Raw genomic sequence first — 17,285 nt, 5'->3', positions numbered from 1 at the left:
TGCGGGTGGGATGTCCGCGAACCAGTCTAGTTGCTGTGCCCGGTGCGCACCTCGGCTGTGGCCCGCGCCACCCTGCCGGCGCCGTCGACAATCCCGCTCTCGGCGAGAAGTCTGCTGTCGGCGACAATCCCGCTCTCGGCGAGAAGTCTGCTGTCGGCGACAATCCTGCTCTCGCTGACCAGTCTGCTGTCGGCGAGAAGTGTGCTGTCGGGGACGAGGGGTTAGGCGAGGCGGTCGACCATGATGGTGGCGAAGGCGCGCAGCGCCTCCTTCACCTCGCCGTCGGGCAGCGCGTCCAGCTCGGCGACGGCGTCGCGAGCCCAGGCGTTGGCGAGCTCGCGGGCCTCCTCGACGACGTCGTGACCGCTCAACAGCTCGACCACCCGCCGCAGCGCGTCGTCCGGGCCCAGGTCCGCGGCCAGCTGGTCGAGCACCGCGGCGCCGGCGTCGTCCAGCCGGCCCTCGGCGGCCCGGCGGCGCAGCAGCAGCACCGGCATGGTCGCCACGCCCTCGCGCAGGTCGGTGCCGGGGGTCTTGCCAGTGGTCTCGGCGTCGGAGGAGAGGTCGATGACGTCGTCGGCGAGCTGGAAGGCGACGCCGACCTTCTCGCCGTAGCGCTGGAGCACCTCCCCCACCGACTCGGGGGCACCGCTGAACCGCGCGCCGTAGAGCGCCGAGGTCGCGATGAGGGACCCGGTCTTGTCCGCGAGCACCTGGAGGTAGTGCTCGATGGCGTCCTCACCGTCACGCGGCCCCAGCGTCTCGTGGAGCTGGCCGAGGCAGAGCCGCTCGAAGGTCTCCGCGTGCACCCGGACCGCGTCCGCGCCGAGCGAGGCGACCAGGCGCGAGGCCCGGGCGAACAGCAGGTCACCGGTGAGGATGGCGACAGAGTTGTCCCACACCGCGTGGGCGCTGGGAGCTCCGCGGCGCAGCGGCGCGGAATCCATGACGTCGTCGTGGTAGAGCGTCGCCAGGTGGGTGAGCTCGACGGCCACCGCCGCGCGCAGCACGTCCTCACGGCCCGCCGGGTCGCCGAGCTCGGCCGCCAGCAACGTCAGCGCCGGGCGGAGCCGCTTGCCGCCAGCGGCGGCGAGGTGCCGGGACGGGCCGTCGACGAGCTCGTCGGCGCCTGCGACGGCGACCATCAGCCGGTCCTCGACCTCAGCCATCGCAGGGGTCAGCCGTTCGACGAGCCCGTCGTTGCCCAGCGGCAGCATGGTGGAGGTCATGGCAGGAAGACGGCCGCCTGGGCGACGAGGTCGAGCACCGGCCCGGGCAGCACCCCCAGCAGCACGGTGCCGGCAGCGCAGAGCGCCACCGCGATCGTCGTCAGGCCCTCGGTGCGGACCACGGTGGTCGACTCCCCGTCCGGCTCGGTGAAGAACATGAGCACGATGATCCGGATGTAGACGAACGCCGCCGCCGCGCTGGCCAGCACGGCGAGCACGACGAGCACGACGGCGCCGCCCTGGACCGCGGCGGCGAACACCGCAAACTTCCCGACGAAGCCCGCGGTGAGCGGGATCCCGGCGAAGGACAGCAGGAAGACCGTCATCGCCAGTGCCAGCGCGGGGCTGCGCCGACCGAGGCCCGCCCACTGCGACAGGTGCGAGGCCTCGGCGGTCACGGTGCCGTCCGCGGCTCGCTCCCGCACGACGGACACGATCGCGAAGGCACCGACGGTCGCCAGGCCGTAGGCGAGCAGGTAGAAGAGCACCGAGGAGATGCCGTCCTGCTCGAAGGAGATGACGCCGACGAGGACGAAACCCGCGTGCGCGATCGAGGAGTACGCGAGCATCCGCTTCATGTCGGTCTGCACGATGGCGATCGCGGTGCCGACGATCATGGTCACCAGCGCGATCCCCCACAGCAGCGGCTCCAGGTCCCACTCGAGGCCCGGCGTCACGACGTAGACGAAGCGCAGCAGCGCGCCGAAAGCGGCGATCTTGGTGGCGGCCGCCATGAACCCGGTGATCGGGGTCGGCGCGCCCTGGTAGACGTCGGGGGTCCACATGTGGAACGGCACGGCGCCGACCTTGAACAGCAGGCCGATGATCACCAGCACGCTGCCGGCGAGCAGCAACCCGTCCATGCCCACGGTGGCGGGCACCGCGGTGGCGAGCTCGGAGAGCCGGACGCTGCCCGAGAAGCCGTAGAGCAGCGCGGCACCCATGAGGAAGAACGCCGAGGAGAACGCGCCGAGCACGAAGTACTTCAGCGCGGCCTCCTGCGACAGCAGCCGACGACGGCGTGCCATGCCGGAAAGCAGGTACAGCGGCAGCGACAGCACCTCGAGGGCGATGAACATCATGAGGAGATCGCCGGACGCCGGGAACAGCAGCATGCCGCCGATCGCGAACAGCACGAGCGGGAACACCTCGGTCTGCGACTGGCCGGCGCGGTCCGACTCGGCCTCCTCGGGGCTGCCGGGGCGGTTGGCCACCTGGGAGGCGAAGGCGTCCTCGCCCCACTCGGAGCGGTCGGCGATGACGAGCAGGCCGATGAGCGAGACGAGCGCGATCAGGCCCTGCGCGAGCAGCGCTGGGCCGTCCTCGATGAGGGCGCCGCCGACGAGCACGCTGGGGCCGTTGGCCTCGAGCACCGTCCACCGCCACACGATGGCGACGAGCGAGGCGGCGACGGCGAGCAACGCCAGCACCACCTGGGTGGGTCGGCGGGCCGGGCGAGGCACGAAGGCGGCGACGAGAACGCCGAGCAGCCCGGCGCCGAGCACGATGAGGACGGGGGTCAGTGCCCCCCAGTCGATGATCGGTGGCGTGAAGGTCACTTCGCGCTCCCCTCTGCCAGCACGGTCGCTGCCGTCACGTTGCTCCAATCGGCGGGTCCGGACGCGGTGCCGGTGCCGGAGTCGGCACCGCCCTGCGTGCCGGCGTCGTTGCTGTCATCGGAGGCGGCCGAGCCCAGGGAGCTCGGTTGCTCGATGGCCGCCTGCTCGGCGACCGGGCGCACGACGTCGAGCACCGGGCCCGGGACGAGGCCCAGCGCGAGCATCGCGACGACGAGCGGCGCCACGACCCACCTCTCGCGGGCGTCGAGGTCCGGCAGCTTCGCGAGGGCGGGGTTGGGGGCGCCGGTGAACATCCGCTGGTACGGCAGCAAGATGTAGATGGCGGCGATGATCACCGCGATCACCGCGAAGGACGCGGCGACGATGTTCACCCGGAAGGTGCCCAGCAGCACGAGGTACTCCGGCAGGAAGCCGGAGAGGCCGGGCAGCGCGATGGTCGCCAGCCCGGCGACGAGCCAGGTGCCGGCGAGCACCGGGGTGACCCGCTGCATCCCGCCGTAGGCCGGGATCTCCTGGCTCCCGCCGCGCTGGGTGAGGAACCCGGTGATGAGGAACAGCGCGGCGGTCGAGACGCCGTGCGCGACCATGTAGAGCATCGCGCCGGTGAGCGCGAGCTCCTCGCGGACGAAGATCCCCAGCACGATGAAGCCGAAGTGGGAGACCGAGGTGAAGGCGATGAGCCGCATGATGTCGCGCTGCCCGAGGGCGAGCAGGGCACCGTAGAGGATCGAGATGACGGCGAGCACGATGATCACCGGCGCGGCCCACTGCGAGGCCGCCGGGAACAGCGGCAGGCACAGCGCGATCATGCCGAAGGTGCCCACCTTGTCCAGCACGCTGACCAGCAGGGTGGAGGTGCCCGGTGAGCCCTGCTGGGCGGCGTCGGGCAGCCAGGTGTGCACCGGCCACATCGGCGCCTTCACCGCGAACGCGATGAAGAACGAGATGAAGATCCAGCGCTCGGCCCACACCCCGAAGTCGGCGCCGGCGAGCGTGTCGATGAGGTAGCCCTCGGAGCCGCCGGGGCCGAAGATGCCGACGGCGATGACGCCGACGAGCATGATCAGGCCCGACGCCAGCGAGTAGATGAGGAACTTCACCGCGGCGTGACGACGCTTGGGCCCGCCGTAGTTCCCGATGAGGAAGTACACCGGGACGAGCATCGCCTCGAACACCACGTAGAACAAGAACACGTCACGGGCGGCGAAGACCGCCACCATGAGTGCCTCCAGCACCAGCACGAGGGCGACGAAGCCCATCTGCCGGCGCGCGATGTCGGCGCCGTCGGGCACGACGAGCTGCTCGCGCCAGCCGGCCAGCAGGGCCAGCGGGACGAGGAAGACCGCCAGGCCCACCATCGCCAGGCCGAGCCCGTTGACGCCGAGCGCGTAGGAGACTCCCAGCTGCGGGATCCATGCGGCCTGCTCGACGAGCTGCTGCTCGCCGGCCGCGCCCATGTCGAAGCCGGACGCCATGACGACGAACCCGACGAGGACGATGAGGGACACCGCCAGGCCGAGCGGCCGCGCGATGCGGTGCAGCGGCGGCACCAGCCAGATGACGGCTGCTGCCACGAGGGGCACGACGATGAGGATCGTCAGCCAGGGCAGGTTGCTCAGAGCATTCATGTTCGCTACCTCTTCCTCTTACGCGCGCGAGGCGAGGACGACGACAAGGGCAACTACAACACCGACGAGCATGACGGCGGCGTAGGAACGGATGTACCCGGTCTGCAACCGTCGCAGCCAGCTCCCCGATCCGGACGTCCCCCGGGCCAGGCCCATGACCGCGCCGTCGACGACGGCGGAGTCGCTGTAGACCAGTGCCCGGGTGAGGTACTGCCCCGGCCGCATGAACACTCCTTCGTTGACGGCGTCCTGGTGGAGGTCGGCGCGAGCCGCCCGGGTGAGGACCGAGCCCCGCGGCGCGGTGACCGGCACCGCGGCGGCGCCGTACTGGCGCCAGGCGAGGACCGCGCCGATGAGCACGAGCGCGATGGTCAGGCCCATGATCACCGGGATGGCGATGACCGGCTCGTGGTGCTCGACGTGGCCGGTGACCGGCTCGAGCCAGGCGGCGAAGCCACCGCCGAGGGCCATCAGGCCACCGAGTGCCACCGACCCGACCGCGAGGATGATCATCGGGATCGTCATCAGCGCCGGCGACTCGTGCGGCGTCTGCGCCTTGCCCTCAGAGGTGGGCGCCCAGCGCTTCTTGCCGTGGAAGGTCATGAAGAACAGCCGCGACATGTAGAAGGAGGTGAGCCCGGCGCCGATGAGCGCCACCGAGCCGAACACCCAGGGCTGCCAGCCGTCTCCGACGAACGCTGCCTCGATGATCTTGTCCTTGCTCCAGAAGCCGGAGAACGGCGGGATCCCGAGGATCGCCAGCCAGCCGGCGGCGAACGTGACCCAGGTGATCTTCATGTACTTCGACAGCCCGCCGAAGCGGCGCATGTCGACCTGGTCGTCCATGCCGTGCATGACCGACCCGGCGCCGAGGAACATCCCGGCCTTGAAGAAGCCGTGGGTGATGAGGTGGAAGATCGCGAACGCGTACCCGACCGGGCCGAGCCCGGCGGCGAGCATCATGTAGCCGATCTGGGACATCGTCGAGGCGGCGAGCACCTTCTTGATGTCGTCCTTGGCCATCCCGACGACGGCACCGAAGATCAGCGTCACCGCACCGACGATGGCGACGACGAGCTGCGCGGCGGGCGCGAGGTCGAAGAGCGGGCCGGACCGCACGATGAGGTAGACCCCGGCGGTGACCATGGTGGCCGCGTGGATGAGCGCGGAGACCGGCGTGGGGCCGGCCATCGCGTCACCGAGCCAGGCCTGCAGCGGGAACTGCGCGGACTTTCCGCAGGCCGCGAGCAGCAGGAACAGCCCGATCGCGGTGAGCACACCGGTGCTGGCGCCCCCCGCCCCGGCGAACACGGTGTCGAAGTCGACGGCGCCGAACGCCGCGAACATCGCCATCATCGCGAGGAGCAGGCCGACGTCACCGACGCGGTTCATCACGAACGCCTTCTTGGCGGCGGTCGCGTACTGCGGCACGTGGTTCCAGAAGCCGATGAGCAGGTAGGACGCCAGTCCCACACCTTCCCAGCCGACGAACAGCAGGAGGTAGGAGTCGGCGAGCACGAGCAGCAGCATCGCGGCGATGAACAGGTTGAGGTAGGCGAAGAACCTGCGCCGGTCGACGTCCTTGTCCATGTAGGCCACGGAGTAGATGTGGATGAGGGAACCGACGAAGGTCACCAGCAGCACGAACGACATCGACAACGGGTCCACCCGCAGCCCGGCGTCCACCGAGAGCTCACCGGCGGGCAGCCAGGAGTAGAGGTGGATGTCCATCACCCGGTCCCCGGCCTCGCGCCCGACCATCTCGATCAGCACCGCGACCGCGACGGCGAAGGCGCCGACCGAGGCGAGCACGCCGAGCCAGTGGCCCCAGGCGTTCGAGCGACGGCCGGCGACCAGCAGGATGCCGGCACCGAGCAGTGGAATGGCGACGAGCAACCAGGCGTAGCCGGCCGCACCGCTAGCAGCGGTGGCGTCGGCTACCGCGGTGGGCACGGTCAGCGCCGGCGTTCCCAGCACAGAGGCGAGCACGCGGACCCCCCGTCAGTTCTTGAGCAGGTTGACGTCGTCGATAGACGCCGACCTGCGGGTTCGGAAGATGGAAATGACGATCGCCAGCCCGACGACGACCTCAGCGGCCGCCACCACCATGACGAAGAACGCGAAGACCTCACCGTGGAGGTTGCCGTGCCAGCGCGCGAAGGTGATGAAGGTGAGGTTGGCGGCGTTGAGCATGAGCTCGACGCCCATGAGGGCGATGATGCTGTTGCGTCGCAGCAGGACCGCGACGGCGCCGATGGAGAACAGGATCCCCGACAGCACGATGTAGTTGGTCAGGCTCACGACTGCGGCTCCTCGCGCGGGGCGTCCGGGGTGTCCTCGGTGCTCGTGCTCGTCGGCTTCTCGCCGGTGACGGACCGCTGCCCGCCGGGCGCGGGCTCGGTGCCGGGCATGCCGGGCTCGCCGGACTGCTGCACTGTACGCGCGCCGAGGTCGCCGGGGTGGCGGGTCTCAGGGGCGCTGAGCGCCGCGACGAGCTCGGGGCTGACCGACTCGATCGACCGCTGCTGGCCACGGATGCGCAGCACGCGGGGCACGGACTCGTCGATCGCCTTGCCGTCGGCACCCAGCGCCGGGACGTCGGCGGCGTTGTGGCGCGCGTAGACACCGGGGGCGGGCAGGCCGCGCACGCGGCCACCGGCGGCGAAGCCGGCCATCTTGGCCTCGACGACGTCGCGCTGGCTGAGCTTGGCGTGCAGCCGCTCGCCACGGGTGAGGACGACGGCGCCGACCGCGGCCGTGACGAGCATGATCGCGGTGACTTCCATCGTGAAGACGTAGTCGGAGAACAGCAGTCGGGCCACGCCCACCGGGTTGCTGTCGGCGTTCGCGCCCGCCAGCCCCTGCGGGGCGGGCATGGTGGCGCTGCGGATGATGCCGGCCAGCGCAACGACGAGCGCGAGGCCGAAGAGCACGGCGATCCACCGCTGCCCCTTGAGGGTCTCGACGACCGAGTCGGCGGCGTCCACGCCCACGAGCATGAGCACGAAGAGGAACAGCATCATGATCGCGCCGGTGTAGACGATGATCTGCGCGACGCCGAGGAACAGTGCCTCCTGCGCGATGTAGAACCCGGCCAGCGCGATCATCACGAACACCACGCCCATGGCGGCGTAGACCGCCTTGCGGGCGAACAGCAGGCTGAGCGCGGCGAGCACCGCCAGCGGCCCGGCGATCCAGAAGAACACCGCCTCGCCGGTGCTGGTGACACCGGTCTCGGCGAGGGTCATCGGCAGCATCATGCCCCTGCCCCCTTGGCGGCCACGGTCCGCACGGTTGCCAACGTCGGCTCGTCCGGACGGTTCTCGCGCACCCAGTCGACCTGCGCGTCGGTGGGTCCGGTGACCTCGCCGCGGTAGTACTCGACGTCGGTGGTGCCCTCGACCATCGGGTGAGGGGCGGCGAGCATGCCGTCGGCCATCGGTGCGAGGAGGTCCTGCTTCTCGTAGATCTGCCCCTCGCGGGTGGGGCCGGTGAGCTCGTACTCGTTGGTCATCGTCAACGCCCGGGTGGGGCACGCCTCGATGCACAGCGCGCAGAAGATGCACCGCAGGTAGTTGATCTGGTAGACGCGGCCGTACCGCTCGCCGGGGGCGTACCGCTCGTCGGCCGAGTTGTCGCCGCCCTCGACGTAGATGGCGTCCGCGGGGCAGGCCCACGCGCACAGCTCGCAGCCGATGCACTTCTCCAGGCCGTCGGCGTACCGGTTGAGCTGGTGGCGGCCGTGGTAGCGCGGCTCGGTCGGCACCTTCTCGAACGGGTACTGCTCGGTGACGTCCGGGCGGAAGAACGAGGACAGCGTGACGCCGAAACCGGCGATCGGGGCGAGCAGCTCGCCGATCGGTCCCTTCTTGTCCGGCTCGTAGGCCATCGGCAGCGGCTTGCCGACCGCGGCCCGGCCCTGGTCCGGCTTCGCCAGCTGCTTGCGCAGCCGCTCCTTGCCGGGCTCGTGGTCCTGACGCTTAGTCATCGGTGGCCTCCTGTGACGGTGCCGAAATGGTCTGGGTGCCGGTTGCGGCCTGGGTCTCCCGCAGCCGCTTGCGCGGCGACGGCGGCAGCTGCTGGCCGGGTAGTGGCGGGACCGGGAAGCCGCCCGCCAGGGCGTCGAAGTGCTCGGGCTCGATGACGAGCTCGCCGCCCTCCCCGCGAGGCGCTGCGGTCGCGTCGTCCTCCTCCTCGGCCGGCTGCTTCTTCTCCGGCAGGAACAGCGTGGCGAGCAGGACGACGACGAACACCCCGGCGAGCACGAACAGCAGGGAGCGCAGGTCGACGTCGGTGAACTGCAGCAGGCCCTGGACGACGGCGACGGCGACGAGCCAGCCGAGCGCGACCGGGATGAGGATCTTCCAGCCGAGGTTCATGAACTGGTCGTAGCGGAACCGCAGCAGCGTCGCCCGCAGCCAGAACATGAACAGCATGACGAGCCAGATCTTGGCGACCATCCACAGCAGCGGCCACCAGCCCTCGTTGAACATGCCGTCGTTGATGAGCTCGATGCCCCAGGGTGCTCGCCAGCCGCCGAGGAAGAGCGTGGCGGCGACGGCGGAGACGTTGAGCATGTTGACGTACTCGGCGAGGAAGAACCAGGCGAACTTCATCGAGGAGTACTCGACCATGTGGCCGGCGACGAGCTCGCCCTCGGCCTCGGGCAGGTCGAACGGCAGCCGGTTGACCTCACCGACCATCGAGACCAGGTAGACGAGGAAGGCCGGGGCGAGCACGATCGCCCACCACATCCGTTCCTGGGAGTCCACGATCTGGGAGGTCGAGGCGGAGCCGGAGACGAGGAACACGGTGACCAGGGCGATGCCCATGGCCAGCTCGTAGGAGATGACCTGCGCCGACGAGCGCACCGCGCCGAGCAGCGGGAAGGTCGAGTTCGAGGACCAGCCACCGAGCACGATGCCGTAGACGCCCAGCGCGGTGATGCCGAGGATGTACAGCACCGCTACGGAGGTGTCCGCGAGCTGCAGCGGGGTCTCGACGCCGAAGATCGTCACCTCGGGGCCGAACGGGATGACCGCGTAGATGAGGAACGCGCACAGCGCCGCGATGAAGGGCGCCAGCAGGTAGACGAAGCGGTCGGCGCCCTTGAGGTTGATGTCCTCCTTGAGCAGCAGCTTGATCGCGTCGGCGGTCGACTGCAGCAGCCCCATCGGGCCGTGGACGTTGGGTCCGGGCCGGGTCTGCATGCGCGCGAGGATCTTGCGCTCCGCCCAGATGGCGATGAGCACGAAGACCAGCAGCATGACGACGATCGCGACCGCCTTGATCACCCAGATCCACCAGGTGTCGTTGCTGAAGTCGGCGCTCGGCCCGGCCGGCGTACCGGTCAGCATGGGCACGGACAGCATCACGGAACCTCCAGGTCGACGACGACACCGGCGCTGACGCCGAGCATCTCGTGCACGTGCGATCCCGGAGAGTTCTCCGGGAGCCAGACGACACCATCGGGCATCGTCGCGATCGCGAGCGGCAGGGTGATGGTACCGGCCGGGCCGCGCACGGTGAGCGGCGCGCCGTCGGCGAGGCCCAGCCGGGCCGCCCCGGTGGCCGAGAGTCGTGCGACCGGACGGTGCGCGGTGCCCGCGAGGTGCGGCTCGCCGTGCTGGCCGCGGCCGTCGTCGAGCTGGGGCTTCCAGGTGGCGAGCACCGCCTGCGAGGCGGTCGGCTGCGGCGCGGTGGGCGTCGGCACGGTCACCGGTGCTGCGCTGGCGCCCTGCCAGCCGGCGAGCTCGTCGAGCTGGCCGTGGATCGCGGTGAGCGAGCCGGCGTCCAGCGTCACGCCCATCTCCGCGGCGAGGGCGTCGAGCACCTCGTGGTCGGGCTGGAAGTGCGAGACGAGCACCTGGCCGAACGGCCGGGGGCGCCCCTCCCAGTTGAGATACGTGCCGCCGCGCTCGACGGGCGGGGCGACCGGCAGCACGACGTCGGCGTGCTCGGTGACCTCGCTGCGTCGGACCTCGAGCTGGACCACGAAGGTGTCGGCGGTGAGCGCCTCGCGTGCGAGGTCGGGCTCGGGAAGGTCGCGCAGGTCGACGCCGCCGACGAGCAGGCCGGCGAGGTCGCCGTCGCGGGCGGCCTCGAGGATGGCGGTGAGGTCGCGTCCCGCGGCGTCGGGCAGCCGGTCGACGCCCCACACCGCGGCGAGGTCGACGCGTGCCTCGGCGTCGCCAACGGGCCGGGCGCCGGGCAGCAGGCCCGGCAGCAGCCCGGCCTCGACGGCGCCGCGCTCACCGGCGCGGCGCGGCACCCAGGCGAGGCGTGCCGAGGTCCGGTCGACCAGCCGCTCGACGGCGCCGAGCAGGCCAGGCAGTGCCCCGGCCCGCTCGCCGACGAGGACGACGGCGCCGGGCTGTGCCAGCGCGGTCGCGACCGCGGCGGCGGCGTCGTCGTCGGAGTCCGCGACGATCGAGTCGAGGACGCCCGGCTCCGCGCCGGGGGCGGCGGTGAGCAGCTGGGCGCGCATCTTGGTGGTGCCACGGCTCGCGAACGGGGCGACGGTGGTGACCTTCACCCGGCCGGCGAGCATGCCCTTGCGCAGCCGCAGGAACATCGTGCCGCACTCGTCCTCGGGCTCGAGTGCCACGAGCAGGACGTGCGGGGCGTGCTCGAGGTCGGTGTAGCTGACCTCGATGCCACGGCCGGCGACCCGGCGGGCGAGGAAGGACGCCTCCTCGTCGGAGGAGGGCCGGGCGCGGTGGTCGACGTCGTTGGTGCCCAGCGCGGTGCGGGCGAACCGGGACCACGCATAGCTGTCCTCGACGGTGAGCCGGCCGCCGGGCAGCACGCCGACGCCGCCGGCGTCGCGCGCCGCGGTCAGGCCCCGGGCCGCCAGGTGGAGCGCCTCGGACCAGCTGGTCTCGACGAGCTCGCCGGTGTCCTCGTCGCGCACGAGCGGCAGCTCGAGGCGGTCGCTACCGCTCTGCCAGGTGAACGCGAAGCGGTCCTTGTCGGTGATCCACTCCTCGTTGACCTCGGGGTCGTCACCGGCCAGCCGGCGCAGCACGACGCCACGGCGGTGGTCCACGCGGATGGCGGAGCCACCGGCGTCGTGCTCGGCGACCGACTCGGTCGAGACGAGGTCGAAGGGCCGCGCCCGGAACCGGTAGGTCGCCGAGGTGAGCGCCCCGACCGGGCAGATCTGGATGGTGTTGCCCGAGAAGTAGGAGGAGAACGGCCGCCCGGAGGTGTCGGTCTCCGCCGCGCCCATCGGGCCGGCAGCCAGACCCACCCGGATGCCGGGCTCGCCCTCGAGCGGGCCGCTGACGGTCGCGTCGACCGCGAGCGGGGCACCGTCGTCGTCGTAGGCGAAGTCGAGGACGTCGGCGTCGAAGGTGCCGACCTGCGAGCCGTGGGTGCCGTGGACCTCGCGGCCCGGGCTACCGCCACCGCGGCCCTGCAGCGCGATGAACGCGTCGCCGGCGATCTCGTCGGAGAAGCGGGTGCAGCGCTGGCACAGGATGCAGCGGTCGCGGTCGAGCATGATCTCGCTCGAGATCTTCAGCGGCTTGGGGAAGGTCCGCTTGACGTCGACGAAGCGGCTGGTGGCGTTGCCGTTGCTCATCGCCTGGTTCTGCAGCGGGCACTCGCCACCCTTGTCGCAGGTCGGGCAGTCCAGCGGGTGGTTGATGAGCAGGAACTCGATCATCCCGTGCTGGGCCTTGTCCGCCACGGCGGAGGTGTGCTGGGTGCCCACCACCATCCCCGGCGTCGCCTCGAGCGTGCAGGAGGTCTGCGGCTTGGGCATCGCCCGCAGGTTGCCCTCGCGGTCCGGGGTGGAGACCTCGACGAGGCACTGCCGGCAGGCGCCGGCCGGCTTGAGCAGCGGGTGGTCGCAGAACCGCGGGATGTTGATCCCGGCGCGCTCGGCGGCGCGGATGACGAGGGTGCCCTTGGGCACGTCCACCTCGAGGCCGTCGATGCTGACGGTGAGGAGGTCCTCGGCAACCTTGCTCGTGTCGGGCGTGGTCGTCGTCATCGGGCACCTACTTCGGAGAACAGGGCGGAGGCCTCGTAGGGGAAGAGCTCGGCGGCCGGGGTATGGGTGCCGGCCTCGAACTCGGCACGGAAATACTTGATGCCGCTCTGGACCGGGACCGCCGAGGCGTCACCGAGCGCACAGAACGACCGGCCGGCGATGTTGGCGGACACGTCGAGCAGCAGGTCGATGTCCGAGGGCATGCCCTTGCCGGCCTCGAGCCGGTGCATGACCTGCTTCATCCAGTACGTGCCCTCGCGGCAGGGGGTGCACTTGCCGCAGGACTCGTGCTGGTAGAAGTCGGTCCACCGGGAGACCACCCGCACGACCGAGACGGTCTCGTCGAACACCATGAGCGAGCGGGTGCCGAGCATCGAGCCGGCGGCACCCACCGAGTCGTAGTCGAGCGGCACGTCGAGGTGCTCCTCGGTGAGGATGGGGCTCGAGGAGCCACCCGGGGTCCAGAACTTCAACCGGTGACCGGCGCGCATCCCGCCGGCCATGTCGATGAGCTCACGCATCGTCACACCGAGCGGCGCCTCGTACTGGCCCGGTCGGGTCACGTGCCCAGACAGCGAGAACAGGCCGTGGCCAGCGGACTTCTCGGTCCCCATCGAGGTGAACCAGTCCGCTCCGTCGCGCAGGATCCCGGGGACCGAGGCGATCGACTCGACGTTGTTCACCACGGTCGGGCGGGCGTACAGCCCGGCGACGGCGGGGAACGGCGGCTTGAGGCGGGGCTGGCCACGCAGGCCCTCGAGGGAGTCCAGCAGCGCGGTCTCCTCCCCGCAGATGTAGGCGCCGGCGCCGGCGTGGACGGTGATCTCGAGGTCGAAGTCCCCGTCCGGACCGACGCCGGTGCCGATGAGCCCGGCCTCGCGCGCGTCGCGGACCGCCGCCAGCAGGCGGCGGTAGACGTGCACCGTCTCGCCGCGCAGGTAGATGAAGGCGTGGTGGCCGCCGATGGCGTAGGAGGTGATGGCCACGCCCTCGATGAGCACGTGCGGGTTGGCCATCATCATCGGGATGTCCTTGCAGGCTCCCGGCTCGGACTCGTCGGCGTTGACCACGAGGTACCGCGGCCCGCCGTCGGGAGCGGGCAGGAACGACCACTTGAGCCCGGTGGGGAAGCCGGCACCACCGCGGCCGCGCAGCCCGGAGGCCTTGACGGTCTCGATGATGTCGGCCGGGGCCATGGTCAGCGCCCGGGACAGCGCCTGGTAGCCGCCGCCCGCGCGGTAGCTGTCCAGCGTCCAGGGTCGGTCGGCGTCCCAGTTGTCCGAGAGGACCGGCGTCAGCTGCGTGCTCATGCGTCCTTGCCCTTCTCCGCGGTGGCGCCCTCGCCGGCAGGGCCTCGCTTGCCCGCCGGGTCGGTGTCGTCCGGTGTCGCCGGCTTGCGCTCGGCGCTCGACTGCTTGTGGCCCACGGCCTCGGTGCCCGCCTGCGGCGCGGCGCCGTCGTCGTCGTGCGACCGGTCGGAGCCCGACGGGGCCCGCCACCCCTTCTCGCGGGCCAGCTCGAGGCCGACGAGCGTGGCGGGGCCGGCGGCCACGCCCTCGTCCGCCCGGCCGTCCTCGAACCCGGCGAGCACGTGAGCGATCTCCTTGAACGTGCCGACGCTCGAGGCCCCACGCGTGGGAGCCACCGGCCGGCCCGCCCGGATCTGGTCGACGAGCTCGATGGTCGAGCCCGGGGTCTGGTTGTCGAAGAACTCCCAGTTGACGACGACGACGGGCGCGTAGTCGCACGCCGCGTTGCACTCGACCCGCTCGAGGGTGATCTTGCCGTCGTCGGTGGTCTCGTCGTGGCCGACGCCGAGGTGCTCGGAGACCTGGTCGAAGATGATGTCGCCACCCATGACCGCGCACAGCGCGTTGGTGCACACGCCCACGGTGTACTCACCGTTGGGGTGGCGCTTGTACTGGGTGTAGAAGGTCGCGACCGCCGACACCTCGGCCCGGGTGATGCCTAGGACGTCGGCGCACAGCGCGATCCCCGAGGCACTGACGTAGCCGTCCTGGGACTGCACGAGGTGCAGCATGGGCAGCAGCGCCGAGCGTGCCTGCGGGTAGCGGGAGATGATCTGCGCGGCCTCGCCGCGCAGGCGCTCCTCGACCTGCGGCTCGTATCCGATGACGCTCATCAGCGGTCCACCCCTCCCAGCACCGGGTCCAGCGACGCCAGTGACACGACGACATCGGCCAGCTGCCCGCCCTCGCAGATCATCGAGGTTGACTGCAGGTTGGAGAACGACGGGTCACGGAAGTGCGCCCGGTAGGGGCGCGTCCCGCCGTCGGAGACGAGATGGACGCCCATGACGCCCTTGGGGTGCTCGATGGTCTGGTACACCTGGCCGGCCGGCACCCGGAAACCCTCGGTCACCAGCTTGAAGTGGTGGATGAGCGCCTCCATCGAGGTGCCCATGATCTCGCGGATGTGGTCGAGGGAGTTGCCCTGGCCGTCGCTGCCGATCGACAGCTGCGCGGGCCAGGCGATCTTCTTGTCCTCGACCATCACCGGGCCGGGGGTGCGCTCGAGGCGCTCGAGCGCCTGGTCGACGATCTTCATCGACTCGTAGCACTCCGCCCAACGGACGACGACGCGGTTGAAGGCGTCGGACTCGTCGGTCGTGGGGACCTCGAAGTCGTAGGTCTCGTAGCCGCAGTAGGGGTTGCTCTTGCGGATGTCCAGCGGGTAGCCGGCCGCCCGGACCGAGGGCCCGGTGAGTCCCAGCGCCATGGCTGCCGACAGCGAGATGTAGCCGACGTCGACGTGGCGCATCTTGTAGATCGGGTTGGCCATCGTCAGGTCCTGCAGCTCGCCGATGTCGCGGCGGACCTTGGGCAGCAGCTCGCGGATCATCGCGACGGTGTCGGCGGGCAGGTCCTGGACGACGCCGCCGGGCCGGATGTAGGCGTGGTTCATCCGCAGCCCGGTGATGTGCTCGAGGATCCGCAGGATCTCCTCGCGAGCACGGAAACCGATGGTCATCATGGTCGTCGCGCCGAGCTCGTTACCGGCGGTGGCGATCGCCACGATGTGCGACGCGATCCGGTTGAGCTCCATGACGAGCACCCGGATGATCGAGGCGCGCTCGGGGATGTCGTCGGTGATACCGAGGAGCTTCTCCACCGCGAGGCAGTAGGCGGCCTCCTGGAACAGCGGGGCGACGTAGTCCATCCGGGTGCAGAACGTCACGCCCTGGGTCCAGGTGCGGTACTCCATGTTCTTCTCGATACCGGTGTGGAGGTAGCCGGTGCCGACGCGCAGCTCGTTGATCGTCTCACCCTCGATGTCGAGGATGAGGCGCAGCACGCCGTGGGTGGAGGGGTGCACGGGGCCCATGTTGACGATGATGCGCTCCTCGCCGAGGCGCTCCGCCTCGGCGGCGATGGACGCCCAGTCACCGCCCTCGGCGGTGAACTCCGGCCCGGTGTGCGAGTCGAGCGCGGGCCCGGTGGCGTGCAGGTTCGGGTTGGCGGACATCAGCTGTACGACCTCCGGGTGTCGGGCGGCGGGATGGTGGCACCCTTGTACTCCACCGGGATCCCGCCGAGCGGGTAGTCCTTGCGCTGGGGGTGGCCGACCCAGTCGTCGGGCATCGCGATCCGCGCGAGGGAGGGATGCCCGTCGAACACGATCCCCATGAGGTCCCAGGTCTCGCGCTCGTGCCAGTCGTTGCCCGGGTAGATGTCGACGATCGACGGCACGTGCGGATCGCCGTCGGCCACTGACACCTCGAGCCGCAGCTGGCGGTTGTGGGTGAGGGAGAGGAAGTGGTAGACCGCGTGCAGCTCACGGTCGGTGCTGTGGGGGTAGTGCACGCCGGAGACGCCGAGGCACAGCTCGAAGCGCAGGTCCTGGTCGTCCCGCAGCCAGGTGGCGATGGCGCGCAGGTGCTCGCGGGCGACATGGACGGTCAGCTCGCCGCGGTCGACAACGACCTTCTCGAGGGCGTCCGCCGGCGTGGTGCCGGCAGCCTCGAGCAGCTCGGAGAGGACGTCGACGACCTCGTCGAACCAGCTGCCGTAGGGACGCTCGGACGCGGGGGGCGTCGCCACGGTGGTCACCAGGCCACCGAAGCCGGAGGTGTCGCCGGTGCCGTGCACGCCGAACTGGCCGCGGCGGACGTCGACGACCTCGAGGGTCGTGCGGCCGCCCAGCGGCCCGGCGGGGAGGTTCTGCGAGCCGGCCTCGAGGGCCGTCTCGCTGGTCGCCTGCGCGCCGGTGCCGGCAGCGCCGGGCGTGGCGGCGTCGGCGGCCGCCTGCTTCTCGTCGTCACGGTCGGTCACGCGAGCAGCCCCTTCATCTGGTGGGTCGGCGTCGCGGCCAGGGCCGCCTCCTCGGCGGCGCGAGCAGCAGCCTCACGGTTGACGCCGAGAGGTGCGTTCTTGACCTGGTCGTGCAGCGCCATGATCGAGTTGATGAGCATCTCCGGCCGCGGCGGGCAGCCCGGCAGGTAGATGTCCACCGGCACGATGTGGTCCACGCCCTGGACGATGGCGTAGTTGTTGAACATGCCGCCGCTCGAGGCGCAGACACCCATGGAGATGACCCACTTGGGCTCGGGCATCTGGTCGTAGATCTGCCGGACGACGGGTGCCATCTTCTGGCTCACCCGTCCGGAGACGATCATGAGGTCGGCGTGGCGCGGCGAGGCGCGGAACACCTCCATGCCGAAGCGCGAGATGTCGAACCGGGGCGTGCCGGCCGCCATCATCTCGATGGCGCAGCAAGCCAGGCCCATCGTCACCGGCCACATCGATCCCTTGCGCGCCAGCCCGACGGCCTTCTCGACCGTCGTCAGCATGAACCCGGCGGGGAGCTTCTCTTCGAGACCCATGGTCTA

General features: G+C 70.8%; 14 protein-coding genes. All 14 read right to left on the bottom strand.

Features of this window, described 5'->3' with window-relative positions; all coding sequences use genetic code 11:
* Positions 1–221 precede the first annotated feature (221 nt).
* The gene (locus V2J52_RS07315; RefSeq protein WP_331227009.1) at positions 222–1,229 is read right to left on the bottom strand and encodes a polyprenyl synthetase family protein; all 1,008 of its coding nucleotides are present in this window, start codon (positions 1,227–1,229) and stop codon (positions 222–224) included.
* Positions 1,226–2,788: an NADH-quinone oxidoreductase subunit NuoN gene (gene nuoN / locus V2J52_RS07310; protein ID WP_331227008.1), complete on the bottom strand. Its 1,563-nt coding sequence runs from the start codon at positions 2,786–2,788 to the stop codon at positions 1,226–1,228. Before nuoN ends, V2J52_RS07315 begins: the two co-directional genes overlap by 4 nt.
* Complete coding sequence (locus V2J52_RS07305; protein ID WP_331227007.1) at positions 2,785–4,437, bottom strand: NADH-quinone oxidoreductase subunit M; 1,653 nt, start codon at positions 4,435–4,437, stop codon at positions 2,785–2,787. Before V2J52_RS07305 ends, nuoN begins: the two co-directional genes overlap by 4 nt.
* 18 nt (positions 4,438–4,455) lie before the next feature.
* Entirely contained in the window at positions 4,456–6,390 is a 1,935-nt protein-coding gene (gene nuoL, locus V2J52_RS07300) for an NADH-quinone oxidoreductase subunit L (protein WP_331227136.1), read from the bottom strand.
* Positions 6,391–6,438: 48 nt separating this feature from the next.
* Positions 6,439–6,738: an NADH-quinone oxidoreductase subunit NuoK gene (gene nuoK / locus V2J52_RS07295; RefSeq protein ID WP_331227006.1), complete on the bottom strand. Its 300-nt coding sequence runs from the start codon at positions 6,736–6,738 to the stop codon at positions 6,439–6,441.
* The gene (locus V2J52_RS07290) at positions 6,735–7,697 is read right to left on the bottom strand and encodes an NADH-quinone oxidoreductase subunit J (RefSeq protein WP_331227005.1); all 963 of its coding nucleotides are present in this window, start codon (positions 7,695–7,697) and stop codon (positions 6,735–6,737) included. Before V2J52_RS07290 ends, nuoK begins: the two co-directional genes overlap by 4 nt.
* On the bottom strand, positions 7,694–8,326 hold the full coding sequence (nuoI, locus tag V2J52_RS07285; RefSeq protein ID WP_331227135.1) for an NADH-quinone oxidoreductase subunit NuoI: 633 nt from the start codon (positions 8,324–8,326) through the stop codon (positions 7,694–7,696). Before nuoI ends, V2J52_RS07290 begins: the two co-directional genes overlap by 4 nt.
* Positions 8,327–8,417: 91 nt before the next feature.
* Positions 8,418–9,809 carry an NADH-quinone oxidoreductase subunit NuoH gene (nuoH, locus tag V2J52_RS07280; protein WP_331227004.1) on the bottom strand — a complete coding sequence of 464 codons (1,392 nt, stop codon included), beginning with the start codon at positions 9,807–9,809 and terminating at the stop codon, positions 8,418–8,420.
* Entirely contained in the window at positions 9,809–12,436 is a 2,628-nt protein-coding gene (locus V2J52_RS07275; RefSeq protein ID WP_331227003.1) for an NADH-quinone oxidoreductase subunit G, read from the bottom strand. Before V2J52_RS07275 ends, nuoH begins: the two co-directional genes overlap by 1 nt.
* A complete protein-coding gene (gene nuoF / locus V2J52_RS07270; RefSeq protein WP_331227002.1) occupies positions 12,433–13,746 on the bottom strand; it encodes an NADH-quinone oxidoreductase subunit NuoF in 1,314 nt (437 codons plus the stop codon). The genes V2J52_RS07275 and nuoF overlap by 4 nt, the downstream gene beginning before the upstream one ends.
* The gene (nuoE, locus tag V2J52_RS07265) at positions 13,743–14,579 is read right to left on the bottom strand and encodes an NADH-quinone oxidoreductase subunit NuoE (protein ID WP_331227001.1); all 837 of its coding nucleotides are present in this window, start codon (positions 14,577–14,579) and stop codon (positions 13,743–13,745) included. The genes nuoF and nuoE overlap by 4 nt, the downstream gene beginning before the upstream one ends.
* Positions 14,579–15,922, bottom strand: coding sequence for an NADH-quinone oxidoreductase subunit D (locus tag V2J52_RS07260; protein WP_331227000.1), 1,344 nt, complete (start codon positions 15,920–15,922; stop codon positions 14,579–14,581). The genes nuoE and V2J52_RS07260 overlap by 1 nt, the downstream gene beginning before the upstream one ends.
* On the bottom strand, positions 15,922–16,728 hold the full coding sequence (locus tag V2J52_RS07255; protein WP_331226999.1) for an NADH-quinone oxidoreductase subunit C: 807 nt from the start codon (positions 16,726–16,728) through the stop codon (positions 15,922–15,924). The genes V2J52_RS07260 and V2J52_RS07255 overlap by 1 nt, the downstream gene beginning before the upstream one ends.
* Positions 16,725–17,279 (bottom strand): NuoB/complex I 20 kDa subunit family protein, encoded by a 555-nt coding sequence (locus tag V2J52_RS07250; RefSeq protein WP_331226998.1) that lies wholly within the window; start codon positions 17,277–17,279, stop codon positions 16,725–16,727. Before V2J52_RS07250 ends, V2J52_RS07255 begins: the two co-directional genes overlap by 4 nt.
* Positions 17,280–17,285: the final 6 nt, after the last annotated feature.

It is taken from the genome of Georgenia sunbinii (assembly GCF_036421875.1).
GTDB classification, from domain to species: domain Bacteria; phylum Actinomycetota; class Actinomycetes; order Actinomycetales; family Actinomycetaceae; genus Georgenia_B; species Georgenia_B sunbinii.
The sequence above is the reverse complement of the archived record's forward strand: the minus strand, read 5'-3'. Positions and strand labels throughout refer to the sequence as shown.

Excerpts from the sequence above, each read along its gene's own strand:
- nuoI (WP_331227135.1), bottom strand. The coding sequence starts at position 8,326 with ATGGCCTACGAGCCGGACAAGAAGGGACCGATCGGCGAGCTGCTCGCC.
- nuoE (WP_331227001.1), bottom strand. The coding sequence starts at position 14,579 with ATGAGCGTCATCGGATACGAGCCGCAGGTCGAGGAGCGCCTGCGCGGC.
- V2J52_RS07250 (WP_331226998.1), bottom strand. The coding sequence starts at position 17,279 with ATGGGTCTCGAAGAGAAGCTCCCCGCCGGGTTCATGCTGACGACGGTC.
- V2J52_RS07290 (WP_331227005.1), bottom strand. The coding sequence starts at position 7,697 with ATGATGCTGCCGATGACCCTCGCCGAGACCGGTGTCACCAGCACCGGC.
- nuoH (WP_331227004.1), bottom strand. The coding sequence starts at position 9,809 with ATGCTGTCCGTGCCCATGCTGACCGGTACGCCGGCCGGGCCGAGCGCC.
- V2J52_RS07315 (WP_331227009.1), bottom strand. The coding sequence starts at position 1,229 with ATGACCTCCACCATGCTGCCGCTGGGCAACGACGGGCTCGTCGAACGG.
- nuoF (WP_331227002.1), bottom strand. The coding sequence starts at position 13,746 with ATGAGCACGCAGCTGACGCCGGTCCTCTCGGACAACTGGGACGCCGAC.
- V2J52_RS07305 (WP_331227007.1), bottom strand. The coding sequence starts at position 4,437 with ATGAATGCTCTGAGCAACCTGCCCTGGCTGACGATCCTCATCGTCGTG.
- V2J52_RS07260 (WP_331227000.1), bottom strand. The coding sequence starts at position 15,922 with ATGTCCGCCAACCCGAACCTGCACGCCACCGGGCCCGCGCTCGACTCG.
- V2J52_RS07275 (WP_331227003.1), bottom strand. The coding sequence starts at position 12,436 with ATGACGACGACCACGCCCGACACGAGCAAGGTTGCCGAGGACCTCCTC.